The sequence below is a fragment of the Roseateles sp. P5_E4 genome (assembly GCF_054049255.1).
The window spans coordinates 195,559-209,883 of record NZ_JBFUMS010000005.1 but is presented as its reverse complement, the minus strand read 5'-3'; the positions used below and the strand labels follow the sequence as shown (position 1 = coordinate 209,883).

The following is a 14,325-nucleotide window of genomic DNA, read 5'->3' as shown; positions in this document are numbered from 1 at the left end:
ATCGCGCCCCCATGCTGAAGTTCGACCTCCTCAAGACCGAAGGCCGCGCCCGCCGCGGCACGCTCACGCTCAACCATGGCGTCGTGCAGACGCCCATCTTCATGCCCGTGGGCACCTACGGCACGGTCAAGGGCGTCACGCCGCGCTCGCTGCAGGAGATGGGTGCGCAGATCATCCTGGGCAACACCTTCCACCTTTGGATGCGGCCGGGCCTGGACGTCGTCACCCAGTTCGGCGGCCTGCACCGCTTCGAGAGCTGGAACAAGCCCATCCTGACCGACTCGGGCGGCTTCCAGGTCTGGAGCCTGGGCGCCATGCGCAAGATCAGCGAGGAAGGCGTCAAGTTCGCGTCGCCCGTCAATGGCGACAAGCTCTTCCTGACCCCCGAGGTCAGCATGCAGATCCAGACCATCCTCAATTCCGACATCGTCATGCAGTTCGACGAGTGCACGCCGTATGAGAGTAAGGGCGTGCTGACGACCGAGCGCGAGGCCAAGCAGTCCATGGAGCTGAGCCTGCGCTGGGCCAAGCGCTGCATCACCGAGTTCGACCGGCTGGAGAACGCGAACGCCTTGTTCGGCATCGTGCAGGGCGGCATGTTCACCAACCTGCGCGACGCGTCGCTGGCGGGCCTTGCCGAACTGGACCTGCCGGGCTACGCCATCGGCGGCCTGTCAGTCGGCGAGCCCAAGGCCGAGATGCAGCGCATCCTGGAACACACCGGCCACCAGCTGCCGGCGAACAAGCCGCGCTATCTGATGGGCGTGGGCACGCCGGAGGACCTGGTCGAAGGCGTGTCCCAGGGCATCGACATGTTCGACTGCGTGATGCCCACCCGCAATGCGCGCAACGGCCATCTGTTCACGCGCTTTGGCGACCTGCGTCTGCGCAATGCCCGCTACAAGGCCGACGAGAAGCCGGTCGACGAGACCTGCAGCTGCGAATGCTGCAAGGGCTTCAGCCGCGCCTATCTGCACCACCTGGACCGCTGTGGCGAGATGCTAGGCCCGATGCTGACCAGCGTGCACAACTTGCACTACTACCTGAACCTGATGCAGGAGATGCGCGACGCGCTGGATGCAGGCCGCTTTGAGGCCTGGCGGGTGCAGTTCCACGCCGATCGGGCGCGCGGCATTTGAACATGAGCGCCGCAGTGGAACGTCCTTGCGGCGCGGTGGTCTGGCTGACAGGGTTGTCGGGCGCCGGCAAGTCCACGCTGGCCGGTCGGCTTGATCAACGCCTGCGTGCCCATGGCCTGCTCACCTGCTTGCTCGACGGTGACGTTCTGCGCACCGGCCTGAACCGCGACCTCGGTTTCAGCGCCGAAGACCGGGCCGAGAACGTGCGCCGCGTGGGCGAGGTCGCAAGGCTGATGGCCGATGCGGGCCTGATCGTCATCGTGGCCTTGATCTCGCCCTTCCGGCGCGACCGCCAGGCGGTGCGCGAACGCTTCGCACCGGGTGAGTTCTTCGAGGTCTACGTGGACGTGTCGCTGGCCGTTGCCGAGTCGCGCGATCCCAAGGGGCTGTACCGAAAGGCCCGCGCCGGCCTGCTGAAGGATTTCACCGGCATCGATTCGCCCTATGAGCCGCCGGTGTCGCCCGAGCTGCACCTGCAGACCGCCACGCTGTCGCCGGACGAGGCCGCCGCCGTGGCGTTCGAGCACCTGCGCGCGGCCGGCGTCATCAGCGGCTAGCGATCGCCTGCGTCACCCTTGCCCGGCGGACAGATCCCCGGTGGGGGTGTCACGCAGCTGGAAAAACCGGGTCGTCCATGGCCTGGAATCGGGCCGGCGCAACGGGCCGCCGGGATTCTGGCACTGCGTCGTCGCCCTGGCATGATCCCCGACCATGTTGAAGTCGATGCTCGCTCCGCTGCGCTGGCTCATCCGCGTCGTCCTGGCCCTGCTCATCCTGTTCGAGGAATGGGGTTGGGAGCCGTTGCGGCGCGTCTTCGCGCTGCTGGCCAAGCTGCCGCTCATCCGCCAGGTCGAGGCCCTGCTCCAGCGCCTGCCGCCGCGCTGGGCTTTCGTCGTGCTGGTGCTGCCCAGCCTGCTGATCCTGCCGATCAAGCTGGCTGCCGTCTGGCTGGTGGCCGAGGGCCACGTCATGCTGGGCGTGGGCATCGTCGTTGCGGCCAAACTGCTGGGCACGGCGCTGCTGGCATGGTTGTTCCAGCTCATCCAGCCGGCGCTGATGCAGCTGCCCTGGTTCGCCCGCTTCTATGCTCGCTGGACGGCCTGGAAGACCGAGCTGCTGGCCTGGGTGCGGGCCAGCTCGGCCTGGCGTACCGCGCGGGCGATCAAGCTGAGGGTGAAGCGGTTGTTCAGGCGCGCACGAGTGGAACCGCCTTCGGCTTGAAGTGCAGGCGCTGCTCGCGCTGCGCATCGATCTCGGCGCGGATGTGAGCCAGCTCGGTCTGGCGCTCGTCGCGATAGAACAGGTTGTAGGCCTCGAAGGGCACCATGCGGCCATCTGGCCGGGCAATGTGAATGCAGCTCTTCTTCAGCGCGCGGATGTCCAGCGATTGGGCGTCCATGAACTGCACGATCAGCACGCGGAAGACGTCGCGATAGCTGAGCTGGGGCGCGTCGATCTTGGGCAAGCAGCACAGCAGCTCGGACAGGCAGTTGGACTGGCTCTCGGGCGAGTGGTTGGTCGAGAACAGCTTGAAGACCGAGGCCTTCAGCGCCGGGTCGCCCTCGAAGACGATGGTGCTGCGGTCGCCGGACAGCAGCGTGGCGGCGTCGAGGAAGCGGGTCAGGGGCACCAGGCCCTTCTCTTTGTCCTGGCTGCGCAGCGCGTAGGCCATCGCCAGCGTGTCGGGGTTGCAGGGCACCGGCAGCACGTCGGCCAGCGTGAACACACCGCTCTGCTCGGCGATGCGGCGGCGCAGCTCGCTGACGGTGAGGCGGTGCTTCGCCGCGTCGTAGGCCTCGACACGGCCGGCGTTCTGGATGGGCTGCAGCGTCACGCCGCGCACGCAGGCATAGCTCTGGCCGTGGCGGATCACGTCGCCGATCTCGTCGTCGTTCACACCGCGCTTGACGGTCATGACCAGCGTGGTCGAGATGCCCAGCGCGTCCAGCCTGGCCAGCGCAGCGTCATGCGGCCCGCGCAGGTCGGCGCCACGCAGGTCCATCAGCGCCTCGCGCCGCAGCGAGTCGAACTGCAGATAGACCTCCAGCCCCGGTGCATAGCCGGCCAGCCGCTCGGCAAAGGCTTCGTCCTGGGCGATGCGCAGACCGTTGGTGTTGACCATCAGGTGCTTGATGGGCCGGGCCTTGGCAGCGTCGAGGATGTCGAAGAATTGCGGGTGCAGCGTCGGCTCGCCACCCGAGATCTGCACGACGTCGGCCTCGCCCTCGCTGGCCACGACGGCGTCCAGCATCGCGATGACTTCCTCCATCGTGCGGTGGCTGAGCCGCTCGGGGCCTGAGCCCGCATAGCAGGTCGGGCAGCGCAGATTGCAGTGGTCGCTGATCTCGATGAGGGACAGGCAGCTGTGCTGCATGTGGTCGGGGCACAGGCCGCAGTCATAGGGGCAGCCGTACTTCATCGGCGTCGCGAATCTCTGCGGCATCTCCGGTGGCTTGACGAACACCTCGCGGCACTGCCGGTAGTAGGCCGCGTCGTCGCTGACCAGCACGCGCTCGGTGCCGTGGGCGGGGCACCACTTGTCCATGTAGACGTGATCGTCCTTGATGACGATCTTGGCTTCGACAGGGCGCAGGCAGGTCGTGCAGACGGACTGCGTCGTGTCGTAGAACAGGTAGGGACGGACTTTGCGGGTCATGGCGTGGCGAGCAAGGGCGGCCGGCGCCAGGCGCGCAGCACGATGGGGGTGTAGACGGCGAGCGCGATGAGGCAGGTCCATTGGATGCCGGACAGGCCGAGCGGATAAGGGACCGGCACGGGCTTGAGGAATTCGACTGCGAAGCGCCACAGCAGGTAGGCGCTCAGGAAGAGCTTGAAGGCCAGGCCGGGTGTGGTGAAGCGCGCGCGGCTCAGCGTGATGCCGAGGACCAGCACGACGGCGATCTCGTAGAGCTGGGTTGGGTGCCGCGGGATGCCGTCGCCGAAGTCCACGCCCCAGAGCAACGCCGTCGGCAGCCCGTAGGTGTCGTCATGCAGGCCGGCGAGGAAGCAGCCGATGCGACCAATGGCGAGGCCGACGGCGATGGGCAGCACCATGGCGTCGCCGGTGCTGCGGGTTTGGCCGGTCAGCTTCTTGGCGATCTCCACGCCAAGAAGCCCGCCCAGCAGGCCGCCGACGATGCTTTGGCCAGGCGCGAGGGCCTGGCCCTGCCAGATGGCCAGCGCCACGTCCGGCCGCTCGATGAGGAAGACGAGCTTGTTGCCCAGAGCCGCGCCGATCAACAGGCCGACGAGCACGCCAAAGTTGCCTGGTGCCAGCGCGCCGCCGGTGGGCTGGCGCCGCAGCGTGGCGCGCCACATCGCTGCGCCGATGGCCATGCCCGCGTAGGCAAAAGCGCTGTGAACCCAGGCGGCTGTGGTGGCGTCGGCGATCAAGGCTGGCGCTTGAACTGCCGCCATAGCGCCCGCCCGCACCACCAGGTCAGGCCGCCGCCGATCAGCAGGCTGGGCACCGCGATGACGAGTATGGCGCCCGCATAGTTCTCAGCCCTGTTGGAGAACATGTCGGGCAGCGACATCAGCGTGAAGGCCGCGCCACACAGGCCTGCTGCGCCAAAGCCCAGCGTGGCCACGATCAGCACGAGGATGAGCGATGCCCGTCCGACGGGGTTGACGTCCTCGCTCATGACGCTGCTCCGGCCAGCAGCGCCTGTACGCGGGTGCGCAGGCCATCAGGCGACACGGTGGCCATCGGCATCGGCCGGTCCACTGTCAGGCTGACCGGGCTCCACACCCCGCGCCGCATCGGCTTGACCATCGCCTTGCCGCCCTCGACGCGCGAGAAATAGCTGCCCCACAGATTGCCCAGCGCCATCGGGATGACGGGCACTTCGGGCATGCCTTCGATGAGCTTCATGACGCCGCCCTTGAAAGGCTGCAGCTCGCCGTCGCGCGTGATGCCGCCCTCGGGGAAGATGCAGACCATCTCGCCATCGGCCAGCACGGCCCGGGCGGCCGCGAAGGCGGCTTCATAGGTGGCCGGGTCGGTCTTCTGCGGCGCGATCGGAATGGCCTTGGCGAGCTTGAACATCCAGCCGAGCACGGGGATGCGGAAGATCTGCGCGTCCATCAGGAAGCGGATGGGCCGCGGGCTGGCAGCCATCAGCAGCACGGCGTCGACGAAGCTGACGTGGTTGCACACCAGCACGGCCGGGCCGGTGGTGGGAATGCGCTCGTCGTTGACGACGCGGAAGCGATAGACGATGCGCGTCAGCACGAAGGCAGCGAAGCGCAGCAGGTACTCCGGCACGATGAGGAAGATGTAGAACGCGACGATCGCGTTGGCGATGCCGACGGCCAGGAAGATCTGCGGGATGGTCAGCCCCGCGCCCAGCATGGCGCCGGCGATGACGGAGCTGGCGATCATGAAGACCGCGTTCAGGATGTTGTTGGCCGCAATGATGCGGGCGCGGTGGCTGGGCTGGGCGCGCAGCTGGATCAGCGCATACATGGGCACGCTGTACAGGCCGGCGAACAGCGCCAGCAGCGTCAGGTCGGCCAGCACGCGCCAATGCGCCGTCACGCTCAGGAAGGCGCTGACGCTGTAGGGCTCGGCCGCGGGCAGGCCCGAGGCGGCGAAGTACAGGTCGATGGCGAACACGCTCATGCCGATGGCGCCCAGCGGCACCAGGCCGATCTCGACATGGCGCTTGGACAGCATCTCGCACATCAGCGAGCCGATGCCGATGCCGATGGAGAACACCGCCAGCAGCAGCGACGCCACCTGCGGGCTGCCATGCAGCACTTCCTTCGCGAACGCGGGAAAGTTGCTCAGGAACACGGCGCCGAAGAACCACATCCACGAAATGCCCAGCAGCGAGCGGAACACCGCCAGGCCTTCGTGTGCGATCTTCAGATTGCGCCAAGTCTCGGTGAAGGGGTTCCAGTTGATGACGAGGTCGGGGTCGGTCGACGGGCTGGCGGGAATGGCTTGCGCGGTGACCCGGCCGGCCACGGCCAGCGCCAGGCAGGCCCAGGCCACGTGCTGGGGACCGACGACCGGTGTATCGACCAGGATGCCGCCAAGCAGCTGCCCCAGCAGGATGGCGACGAAGGTGCCCATCTCCACCATGCCATTGCCACCGGTCAGCTCGCGCTCGCTGAGCTGCTGCGGCATGTAGGCGTACTTGACCGGACCGAACAGCGTCGAGTGCAGGCCCATCAGGAAGACGCATCCCAGCAGCGCCGGCACATTGGCCGCGTAGAAGCCCCAGGCCGCGATCACCATGATGGCGATCTCCAGGCTCTTCACGAGCTGCATCAGCCGCGCCTTGTCGTGCTTGTCGGCCAGCTGGCCGCTGGTGGCCGAGAACAGCACATAGGGCAGGATGAACAGCGCCCCGATGACCAGGCCCGCCATCTTGGACGGCAGCCAGTCCAGCTGCAGCTGGTAGGTGATCATCAGCGTGAACGCGAACTTGAAGACGTTGTCGTTCGCGGCGCCGAGGAACTGCGTCCAGAAGAAGGGCGCAAAGCGGCGCTGGCCCAGCAGCGCAAATTGATTCGGATGCGAATGAGGATCAGACATGCGTTGTTCCGGAGAGGGGGATGGGCCGAGTCATGGTGCACCACCCAGTGACTGCCGTGGATCCGGCTTTGCCGGTCCACTGGCGGTGCCCCCTTGAGGGGGCCGGCGAAGCCGGTAGGGGGTGGGCTATTCCGTCATTGCTGGACGAGTTGGGGTGATTGGGACAGGCCGGCGCGCTGCATCCACGTGAACATCGAATCCACGGTGACGGTGTCGATATGGCTGCTGAAACGACGCGCGCTCGGATGATCGTCGAAAGCGATGTTGGCCTGGGTCATGCGGCCGCCCAGGCGGGTCAGTGTGGACAGGTGCAGGTCGGTAGGCTGGTAGCCCTGGGACTTCAGCCAGGCCTGGGCGTCGCGTCGATTGGAGATGCCGGAGCCGGCGCTGCCGGCCAGCGTCTCCAGCACCCACTGGTTGCTCTGCTGGTAGGTGGTGCCGAAGGCATAGGCCACCATGCTGTAGCGGCGCTCGTTGAAACGCGCCACACGGCTGTTGTCCGTCAGCACGGGCAGCAAGGCCTGCTGCAACTCAGGCTTGAGCACGGCAAAGGCGGCCTGGTAGCGGTGCGGGTTGTCGAGGAAGAACTCACCGAGGCCCTGGCGATACAGCGCCGCATGGTCGGTGCCGCAGTTGTTGAGCTTGTGCATGACGCGCCAGACGGCCGGCTGCTGCGTCGTGTCCTTGTACACAAAGCCCAGGTGGGACCATTGCAGGCCGTATTTGGAGAGGTCCTGCCCGGCGCGGGCAAGGACGACGACCTGGGCGCCGCTGGCATCGAGCTGGCGGGCCGTGGCCTGGGCGAGGTTGAGCCCCTGCTCGATCTGGCGCGCCGTTGGCTGCTTCTCCTCGCAAGGCCGGCCGGCGTGGGCGGCGGTTGCGACAGCCAATGCGCCGGCCAGGGCGAGGGCCTGCCTCAACGGCTCACCTGCTCGTTGTAGAGCAGGGCCTTGCCGATCTCATTGGGGATGAAGGCGATGACCTCGCCGGCGGCGGACAGCAGGGTGCCCGCGCCGATGACGGAGACGACGACGGCCGCACCGGTGGACACGACGACGCCCTCGGCCAGCTTGCCGGTGGCCTTGATGCTGATGCGGGCGCCGTCGGAGGCGCGCTCCAGGACCCAGACCGTCGCGCTGCCGACGACCTCGACGGACACCACCACCAACGTCACGCCGGCCGACAGGATGCCGGCGGGGATGGCGCTGAGTGCGACGCCGCCAGCGCTGACCGCGCCGACCGACAGCACGACGGGCGCCAGGGACAGCACCGCGCTGGCCTCGGACGGGCTGTTGTGGGCCTGGGCGGGCAGGGCCAGGGCGAGTGACAGGCTGGAGAGGGCGAGCAGGCGCTTCATCAAAGGCTCCTTGGGTTATTGGGCTGCGGCGTCAGCCTGCGCAGCCGCTTCACGGCGGCCCTGCATGCGGGCTTCGAGCATGTCGGCATCGTGGGCGTCGCGCAGCATCTTGGCGAGCGTGAAGACGTTGGAGATCAGGTAGAGCCAGCAGACGCCGAGATAGGCCTTCCAGACGGGCTGGATCTCCATGCGCCACAGGCCCCAGCCGGTGAGACCCATGGCGAGCGCGAAGCCGCACCAGACAACGAGGCGCCACATGGGCGTGTCGATCTGGCGGTCCTGGTTGTCGCGGATGAACTTGGCCAGCGCAAAGGCGGTGGAAAGGCAGAACACATAGCCCATGACCATGAAGGCGCGGTCCAGATCCTGCCCCGGCAGCCAGGCCAGCCCCGAGCCGCACAGCGTGACGCTGAGGCCGAAGGAGATCCAGACTTGCAGGCGCCAGGCGTTGGTGTCGCGGCGGATGAAAGGGGTTTGAGCCATGCGGGTGTCTTCTTGTGAACGAATGTTGCGATGGCCGCGATCTTGCGTGAAGCCGGGGTGGCTGGCCTCGGGAATAGTTCCAAGGCGCGTGGCAAGCGCCGCAAAGTAGCGCTTCATGACACTGCCCGACGGTCGAGGGGGACCCGTGTCGCGCAGGCGCCGAGCCGCCGGTGTCGTCATGCGCTACCGTCTCGCCTCATGTCGAGCACGCAATCGCTGGTGGCCCTCATCAAGGCCGAGCTGAAGACGCAGGGCCTGAGCTATGCGGAGCTGGCCCTGGCCCTGGACCTGTCGGAGTCCAGCGTGAAGCGCATGCTGGCGCCCGGTGGCGAGATGCCGCTGTCACGCGTGGACGAGATCTGCCGCGTGCTGAAGCTGGAGTTCGCTGAGCTGGCCGCGCGCCTGGGGCAACAGGCGCCGGCTTTGCGCGAGCTGACGCTGGAGCAGGAGGGTGCCGTCGTGGCCTCGCCCGTGCTGCTGCTTGTTGCCATCTGTTGCCTGAGTCACTGGGCCATCGAGGATGTGCTGTCGCGTTATCGCATTGCCGAGTCCGATGCCGTTGCGGCCCTGACCCAGCTGGACCGTCTCGGCGTCATCGAACTGCGCCCGCACAACCGCTACAAGCTCAAGGTGGCCAAGACGCTGCGCTGGCGGCCGCAGGGGCCGGTCATGCAGTTCTTCCGAGAGCGGGTGATGGCCGATTTCTTCGCCGGCGGCTTCGATGGCGAAGGCGAGCTGCTGACGCTGGTGCATGGCGAGTTCGGCGCCGGCCATGCGCGCGAGCTGGCCGAACGGCTGCAGCGCACGGCCGATGACTTCGCGCGCCAGCATCTGCTGGACCAGAAGCTGCCGTCCTCTGAGAAGCGGCCCTACAGCGTGGTCATTGGCCTGAGGTCATGGATCTTCGAGGCGTTCCGCGACTTGGAGCGGCCGGGCCTGGGCCAGCGCCGCGCCGGTCGTGCTGGATAGGCAAACGACCGAATCAGGCTCCCGGATAAGGTTTGGCGAGGCCGGCCTTGCGCGCGGCCTGGCCTGTTTTGGCTAGGGTTTCCGACGCATGTTCGCAAGCATTGCCCCCCGGCGGTGCGTCCATCGGCAATGGCCTCCGCAAGTTTGACGAGTTCAACAGACGCTCCGAACCGTACAACGTCGTCCGGGCAAGGACAGTCTGCGCCCACCTTTGCGGGAGAAGCTCATGACAGGCATTGACCAATGGCAAGGCGCCCAGACTCCGTCGGACGCCACACGACGACCGGCGCAATCGCACAGGCCCGCAGGCCCCGGCGGCAGACCTGCGTCGCGCGGGTGGTACCTGGCGATCGGGCTCAATGCCGTCGATCCGGCGCAGTACGGTGGTTGGGCCGGCCCGCTGATTGCCTGCGAGGCTGATGCACGGGACATGGCGGCCATCGCGACCGGCGTCGGCTGCACGGGCACCTTGCTGCTGACGCAGGAGGCGACGTCTGCGCGTGTACTCGCGGAACTTGCGGACGCGGCACAGCAATTGCGCCCGGGCGACCTGTTCATTCTGAGCTACTCGGGCCACGGCGGGCAGCTCGGGGACGCGAACGACGAGGAGGCCGATGCCCTGGATGAAACATGGTGTCTCTTTGATCGCATGCTGATCGATGACGAGCTGTATGCGATGTGGGCCCGCTTCGCGCCTGGCGTGCGCATCGTGGTGCTGTCCGACAGCTGCCATAGCGGTACGGTCGCGAGGATGGCGCGCTATGAATTCGTCGCGCAGGCAGTGGGCATGATGGCGGTGACGAATCCTCGCCAGGCCGGGCTGAGCCCGCCTGCTGGTGCGATCAAGGCGATCCCGTTCGAAAGGGCATGGCCTGTCTACCAGGAGCGAAAAAACTTCTATGACTCGCTGCAGTATCTCTGCGGCCCCGCTGACAAGGCCAACATCGGCGCCAGCGTGATTCTGATCTCGGGCTGCCAGGACAACCAGTTGTCAATGGACGGCATGGACAACGGCCTGTTCACCGGCACGCTCAAGCGCGTTTGGGCAGATGGCCAGTACGGGCGGGACTACGAGTCTTTCTGCAGGGACATCATCAGGCTCATGCCGCCCAGCCAGACGCCTAACTACTACGTGGTCGGTGCGGCCAACGCAGGCTTCGAAGCGCAACGCCCCTTCAGCGTCTGACGCACGGCTCTGCTGCATTTACCGTGCGGCGACTCTGGAGCGTTTGATGGGGCTCAAGCCTCACCAGAACTCCCAACGCCCGGTCCAAATGACCCAGAGGCCCAGCAGCCCATTCGTCACCGCATGCGCGATGACGGCGCTCCACAGCTTGCCGTTCCTGCGGTAGAGCAAGGCGTAGGCGAGGCCAGCGACAACGGCGGCCAGCCACAGCGTGTGGGCCAGCGTGAAGACGAAGGTGGACAGCACGACGGCACGCGCACCGACTGTCTGCGGGTTGACCCGCTCGAAGCCGGGATGCTGCACCCAGCGCATCAGGAAGCTGCGCCAGAACAGCTCCTCCATGACCGGCACAACCAGGGCTGCGCCGGCCAGGCGCAGCACGATCAGTGGCCAGATCAGCTGGCCGTTGGCATCCAGCGGCACAAAGCTGGCCGTGGCCGAGCCGAGCTGCATCCACGGCGCATCCAGCTGCACCCAGATCGCGAAGACGGCGATGCCGACGACGACCGCCCAGCCGGTCTCGCGCGCGTCGGGCAGGTTTTGCCGCACCAGCTCGCCGTAGCTGCGCCAGTACCAGGCCAGCAGGCCGCCGACGATGAGTGTCTGGGCGCCATAGATCCAACGTCCATCCAGGCCGCCGTCGGCGGGCAGGTAGCCACGCAGCGCCAGCAGCGCCATGAAGACGAAGAAGGGAATGCAACGGGCGAGGGCGGCGGGGCTGAGCGTGGGCGTGTCGGCGGGCATGTCGGCCACCAGCTTAGCCCGAGGTCATGGCAACTCAGGGCGCTAGGCCCCCCAAGCCTCAGGGGTGGGCACCGGAACTAGGGGCTCAGCAGGCCATCCTTGAAGGCGACGAAGACGCCATTGGTCCAGCCGAAGCCATCCTGGGTCTCGTACTCGCCGCCGCCGCCGGGCTTGTCCTGGGCGACGTCGTATTTCTCCAGCAGCCGGCCGGTGGCGAGGTAGACGCGGTGCACGCTGGCGCACCAGCGCTCGGCGATGTCGCGGGCCAACGCCGCATGGCCGTAGCGCAGCAGGCCCTGGGCTGCCATCCATTGCAGCGGCGCCCAGCCGTTGGGGGCATCCCACTGCTGGCCAGTCGTGAGGGCCGTCGTCAACAGGCCATTGGCGCCGAGCAGGTGGCGCTGCACCTGGGCGGCCATCGCGTCGGCCTGCGGCTGGGTGGCCATGCCGAGGTACAGGGGCACGAGGGCGGCGGCCGTCAGCGGGCGCGGGTCGGTGGCCTGCCGCCAGTTCAGGTCGGCATAGTGACCCGTTGGGCCAGCATCGGCGCGCCAGAAGCGCGTCTGCAGCAGCTGGCGGCGGGCGGCCATGCGGGCCTCGAAGGCCTGGGCCGTGGCGGTGTCGCCGCTGCGCGCAGCACCCAGGGCGATCGCGCTCTCCAGGCCGGCCAGCAGCGCGTTCAGATCGACGGGTGCCAGCGCTGTCGTCTCGATCGTCGCGATGTCGGCGGGATCGGCGCACCAGCGGCCGGAGAAGTCCCAGCCGCTCTCGGCGCCGGCGCGCAGGTCGCGCCAGACGTCTGTCGGCGTGCGGCCGGTCGCGGCCTCGGCCGTCAGCACGTCCTCGCGCCAGCTCTCCTCGCGCGGCGTGCAGCGGTCGTCCCAATAGCGGTTGAGCAGGGCGCCGTCGGCGGTGCGGGCTACGCGGCGATGGGCCTGGCCGGGTGCCACCGTGGCCTCGCCGGCCATCCAGAAGCCGTGTTCCGTTTTCAACGCGTCCAGATGGGCCGCGAAGCCGGCGGCCGGGTCGTCGGCGTGCAGCAGCTCGACCATCCTGAAGAAGAACGGTGGCTGCGAGCGGCTCAGCATGTAGCTGCGGCTGCTGTTGGGAATGAAGCCGTAGGTCGCGATCAGGTGGGCGAAGTTGGCCAGCATGGCCTCGGCCAGGTCGCGCCGGCCGTCGGCCACCAGGCCCAGCATCGTGAAGTAGCTGTCCCAGTAATAGAGCTCGCGAAAGCGCCCGCCTGGCACGACATAGGGCTTGGGCAGCGCGAGCAGGCTTTCGCCGTCTTCGGCCTGGCGGTGCTCGCGCACCAGCAGCGGCCACAGCGCGCGGATGTGTTCGCGCACACCCAGGCGCGGGCCAACGGCGGTGTCATGGCCGGGCAGCACGAAATGGCCGTGGACGAAGTCGGTGAGCGAGAAGCCCGGCAGGCGACGCTCGACCTCGAAGCGCGCACGGACCATGGCGGGCGGGGTCTTGGGCCGGGCGTCGACAAAGCTCTTGCCGTCGCCGAAGACGCGCGTCATCTGCACGGCGACGAAGAGCTCGCCGTAGAGCTCGTGCGGGGTGGCTGCGCTGCTATGCGCGGTGGCGTGAGCGGGCGCGGCGGCCAAGAGGTCGCCGGGGCGCTGGGAGGAGGAAGTCATGACGCGAGATGCCGGCGCAGCCGGGCGAGCGAGATGGCCAGGGCCGTGACGGGCACGAGCAGCAGGCCGAAGGCGGTGGTGCCGTCGAAGGCAACGAAGAGGCGGCCGGTGACGAAGCTGCCCAGCGTGCCGCCCAAGGCCGAAAAGACGACGATGAGGCCGGTCATGGCCGCATGCTGGCGCTGCGGCAGAGCGCTCAGCATGGCCGAGTTGATGGCGGGGTAGATGGGTGCCAGCAGCAGGCCGGTCAGCGGCAGCAGATAGGCCGCGGGCGGGGCGTTCAGCCAGCCAGCATCGGCGCCCAGCGGTGCGACGTTCAGAGACAGCGGCAGCGTGATGAGGATCAGCGCTGCGATGCCGACCAGGCAGGCGATGACGACGGCAAACCAGCCCAGCCGCCCGATGACGGCGGCGCTGGTCAGGCGGCCCAGCGCCGTCGTCGCCGGCATGATGACCGCGAGGCCCACGCTCATCGCCGTGGGCAGGTGCAGCACCTCGTTGTTGAAGCTGGGCAGCCAGGTCGAGATGCCCTGCTCGATCAGCACATAGAGAAAGGCTGACAGCAGGAACACGACGACGAGGGCCATCTTCAGCAGCGGCGCCATCGCCAGCAGGTCTTCGCGCACGCTGGTGTTCGGGGACTGGATCGGACCTTCGTCGAGCGGACTGGTGAGCAGCAGCACGAAGGCACCGGCAGCCAACGCGGCCAGCAGCGGATAGACCTGCAGCCAACCTCGCCCCTCGGCATGCGCGGCCTGGCTGAACAGCAGATAGCCGCCCAGCACGCCGACCATGAACAGGCCTTCGAGCAGGTTGGTGAAGCGCGCATGGCCGGCGCGGTCGTGCGTGACCAGGCCGATCATGGAATAGGCCGAGACCTTGACGAGGGCGAAGCCCGCGCCGAGCGTGCAGAACAGCAGCTTGATGGCCCAGAAGGCCGACAGCACCGGCATCGCCAGGCAGGCCGCGCCGACGGCCGCGAGGGCTAGCAGCATGGCGCGCTTCAGGCCCAGGCGCGGCAGCAGCGAGGCGACCAGGAAGGACGTCAGCGCGATGGGCAGGTCCTTCCACGCGTCCAGCAGCGCGGCCTCGGCGCGCGGCACGCCGAGGGTCTGCACGACCAGCAGGTTTACCGCGCCGACGCTGTTCAGCAGCGCGCCGAACAGCATGTAGGTCAGGATGATGGCGAGCCGAATGCGCAGGCCGCCGCTCGACAGGGGCACCGCCGGGAGGGTTGTGGGTTGTGTCATGTC

At 67.8% G+C, this 14,325-nt stretch carries 15 protein-coding genes; 5 read left to right on the top strand and 10 right to left on the bottom strand.

Annotated elements, in window-relative coordinates; translation table 11 throughout:
- Positions 1–11 precede the first annotated feature (11 nt).
- The 3 genes from tgt to ACXJLH_RS12040 all read left to right on the top strand — a co-directional run bounded on the left by tgt (position 12) and on the right by ACXJLH_RS12040 (position 2,360).
- On the top strand, positions 12–1,139 hold the full coding sequence (gene tgt / locus ACXJLH_RS12050) for a tRNA guanosine(34) transglycosylase Tgt (protein WP_457444285.1): 1,128 nt from the start codon (positions 12–14) through the stop codon (positions 1,137–1,139).
- Between the two features lie 14 nt (positions 1,140–1,153).
- The gene (gene cysC / locus ACXJLH_RS12045) at positions 1,154–1,696 is read left to right on the top strand and encodes an adenylyl-sulfate kinase (RefSeq protein WP_457444283.1); all 543 of its coding nucleotides are present in this window, start codon (positions 1,154–1,156) and stop codon (positions 1,694–1,696) included.
- A gap of 154 nt (positions 1,697–1,850) precedes the next feature.
- Complete coding sequence (locus tag ACXJLH_RS12040; RefSeq protein WP_457444281.1) at positions 1,851–2,360, top strand: hypothetical protein; 510 nt, start codon at positions 1,851–1,853, stop codon at positions 2,358–2,360.
- Here ACXJLH_RS12040 and ACXJLH_RS12035 read toward each other — a convergent pair.
- The 7 genes from ACXJLH_RS12035 to ACXJLH_RS12005 all read right to left on the bottom strand — a co-directional run bounded on the left by ACXJLH_RS12035 (position 2,326) and on the right by ACXJLH_RS12005 (position 8,524).
- Positions 2,326–3,795, bottom strand: coding sequence for a radical SAM protein (locus tag ACXJLH_RS12035; protein ID WP_457444279.1), 1,470 nt, complete (start codon positions 3,793–3,795; stop codon positions 2,326–2,328). The two genes, ACXJLH_RS12040 and ACXJLH_RS12035, sit on opposite strands and share 35 nt — an antisense overlap.
- On the bottom strand, positions 3,792–4,532 hold the full coding sequence (locus ACXJLH_RS12030; protein WP_457319994.1) for a prolipoprotein diacylglyceryl transferase: 741 nt from the start codon (positions 4,530–4,532) through the stop codon (positions 3,792–3,794). Before ACXJLH_RS12030 ends, ACXJLH_RS12035 begins: the two co-directional genes overlap by 4 nt.
- The gene (locus ACXJLH_RS12025; RefSeq protein WP_457319996.1) at positions 4,529–4,783 is read right to left on the bottom strand and encodes a hypothetical protein; all 255 of its coding nucleotides are present in this window, start codon (positions 4,781–4,783) and stop codon (positions 4,529–4,531) included. Before ACXJLH_RS12025 ends, ACXJLH_RS12030 begins: the two co-directional genes overlap by 4 nt.
- Positions 4,780–6,684, bottom strand: coding sequence for an MFS transporter (locus ACXJLH_RS12020; RefSeq protein ID WP_457444277.1), 1,905 nt, complete (start codon positions 6,682–6,684; stop codon positions 4,780–4,782). Before ACXJLH_RS12020 ends, ACXJLH_RS12025 begins: the two co-directional genes overlap by 4 nt.
- A gap of 134 nt (positions 6,685–6,818) precedes the next feature.
- Complete coding sequence (locus ACXJLH_RS12015) at positions 6,819–7,604, bottom strand: DUF2145 domain-containing protein (RefSeq protein WP_457320000.1); 786 nt, start codon at positions 7,602–7,604, stop codon at positions 6,819–6,821.
- Positions 7,601–8,041, bottom strand: coding sequence for a hypothetical protein (locus ACXJLH_RS12010; protein WP_457320002.1), 441 nt, complete (start codon positions 8,039–8,041; stop codon positions 7,601–7,603). Before ACXJLH_RS12010 ends, ACXJLH_RS12015 begins: the two co-directional genes overlap by 4 nt.
- Positions 8,042–8,056: 15 nt before the next feature.
- Positions 8,057–8,524 (bottom strand): YiaA/YiaB family inner membrane protein, encoded by a 468-nt coding sequence (locus tag ACXJLH_RS12005; protein ID WP_457444275.1) that lies wholly within the window; start codon positions 8,522–8,524, stop codon positions 8,057–8,059.
- 198 nt (positions 8,525–8,722) lie between these two features.
- Between ACXJLH_RS12005 and ACXJLH_RS12000 the strand changes: the two genes are divergently transcribed.
- Together ACXJLH_RS12000 and ACXJLH_RS11995 are read left to right on the top strand one after the other, a co-directional pair.
- Positions 8,723–9,493 (top strand): helix-turn-helix domain-containing protein, encoded by a 771-nt coding sequence (locus tag ACXJLH_RS12000; protein WP_457320004.1) that lies wholly within the window; start codon positions 8,723–8,725, stop codon positions 9,491–9,493.
- 226 nt (positions 9,494–9,719) lie between these two features.
- On the top strand, positions 9,720–10,679 hold the full coding sequence (locus ACXJLH_RS11995; protein ID WP_457320006.1) for a caspase family protein: 960 nt from the start codon (positions 9,720–9,722) through the stop codon (positions 10,677–10,679).
- Between the two features lie 60 nt (positions 10,680–10,739).
- Here ACXJLH_RS11995 and ACXJLH_RS11990 read toward each other — a convergent pair whose 3' ends face one another.
- From ACXJLH_RS11990 to ACXJLH_RS11980, 3 genes are all read right to left on the bottom strand, one after another.
- On the bottom strand, positions 10,740–11,423 hold the full coding sequence (locus tag ACXJLH_RS11990) for a CAAX prenyl protease-related protein (protein ID WP_457444273.1): 684 nt from the start codon (positions 11,421–11,423) through the stop codon (positions 10,740–10,742).
- Positions 11,424–11,500: 77 nt separating this feature from the next.
- Positions 11,501–13,072, bottom strand: a complete 1,572-nt coding sequence (gene treF / locus ACXJLH_RS11985; protein ID WP_457444271.1) for an alpha,alpha-trehalase TreF — start codon at positions 13,070–13,072, stop codon at positions 11,501–11,503.
- Positions 13,069–14,322, bottom strand: coding sequence for an MFS transporter (locus ACXJLH_RS11980; protein WP_457444269.1), 1,254 nt, complete (start codon positions 14,320–14,322; stop codon positions 13,069–13,071). Before ACXJLH_RS11980 ends, treF begins: the two co-directional genes overlap by 4 nt.
- Positions 14,323–14,325: the final 3 nt, after the last annotated feature.

Bases quoted from the DNA above. Each gene is read 5' to 3' on its own strand.
- tgt (WP_457444285.1), top strand. From the start codon at position 12: ATGCTGAAGTTCGACCTCCTCAAGACCGAAGGCCGCGCCCGCCGCGGC.
- ACXJLH_RS12040 (WP_457444281.1), top strand. From the start codon at position 1,851: ATGTTGAAGTCGATGCTCGCTCCGCTGCGCTGGCTCATCCGCGTCGTC.
- ACXJLH_RS12035 (WP_457444279.1), bottom strand. From the start codon at position 3,795: ATGACCCGCAAAGTCCGTCCCTACCTGTTCTACGACACGACGCAGTCC.
- ACXJLH_RS12025 (WP_457319996.1), bottom strand. From the start codon at position 4,783: ATGAGCGAGGACGTCAACCCCGTCGGACGGGCATCGCTCATCCTCGTG.
- ACXJLH_RS12020 (WP_457444277.1), bottom strand. From the start codon at position 6,684: ATGTCTGATCCTCATTCGCATCCGAATCAATTTGCGCTGCTGGGCCAG.
- ACXJLH_RS12010 (WP_457320002.1), bottom strand. From the start codon at position 8,041: ATGAAGCGCCTGCTCGCCCTCTCCAGCCTGTCACTCGCCCTGGCCCTG.
- ACXJLH_RS12005 (WP_457444275.1), bottom strand. From the start codon at position 8,524: ATGGCTCAAACCCCTTTCATCCGCCGCGACACCAACGCCTGGCGCCTG.
- ACXJLH_RS12000 (WP_457320004.1), top strand. From the start codon at position 8,723: ATGTCGAGCACGCAATCGCTGGTGGCCCTCATCAAGGCCGAGCTGAAG.
- ACXJLH_RS11995 (WP_457320006.1), top strand. From the start codon at position 9,720: ATGACAGGCATTGACCAATGGCAAGGCGCCCAGACTCCGTCGGACGCC.
- ACXJLH_RS11990 (WP_457444273.1), bottom strand. From the start codon at position 11,423: ATGCCCGCCGACACGCCCACGCTCAGCCCCGCCGCCCTCGCCCGTTGC.
- treF (WP_457444271.1), bottom strand. From the start codon at position 13,072: ATGACTTCCTCCTCCCAGCGCCCCGGCGACCTCTTGGCCGCCGCGCCC.
- ACXJLH_RS11980 (WP_457444269.1), bottom strand. From the start codon at position 14,322: ATGACACAACCCACAACCCTCCCGGCGGTGCCCCTGTCGAGCGGCGGC.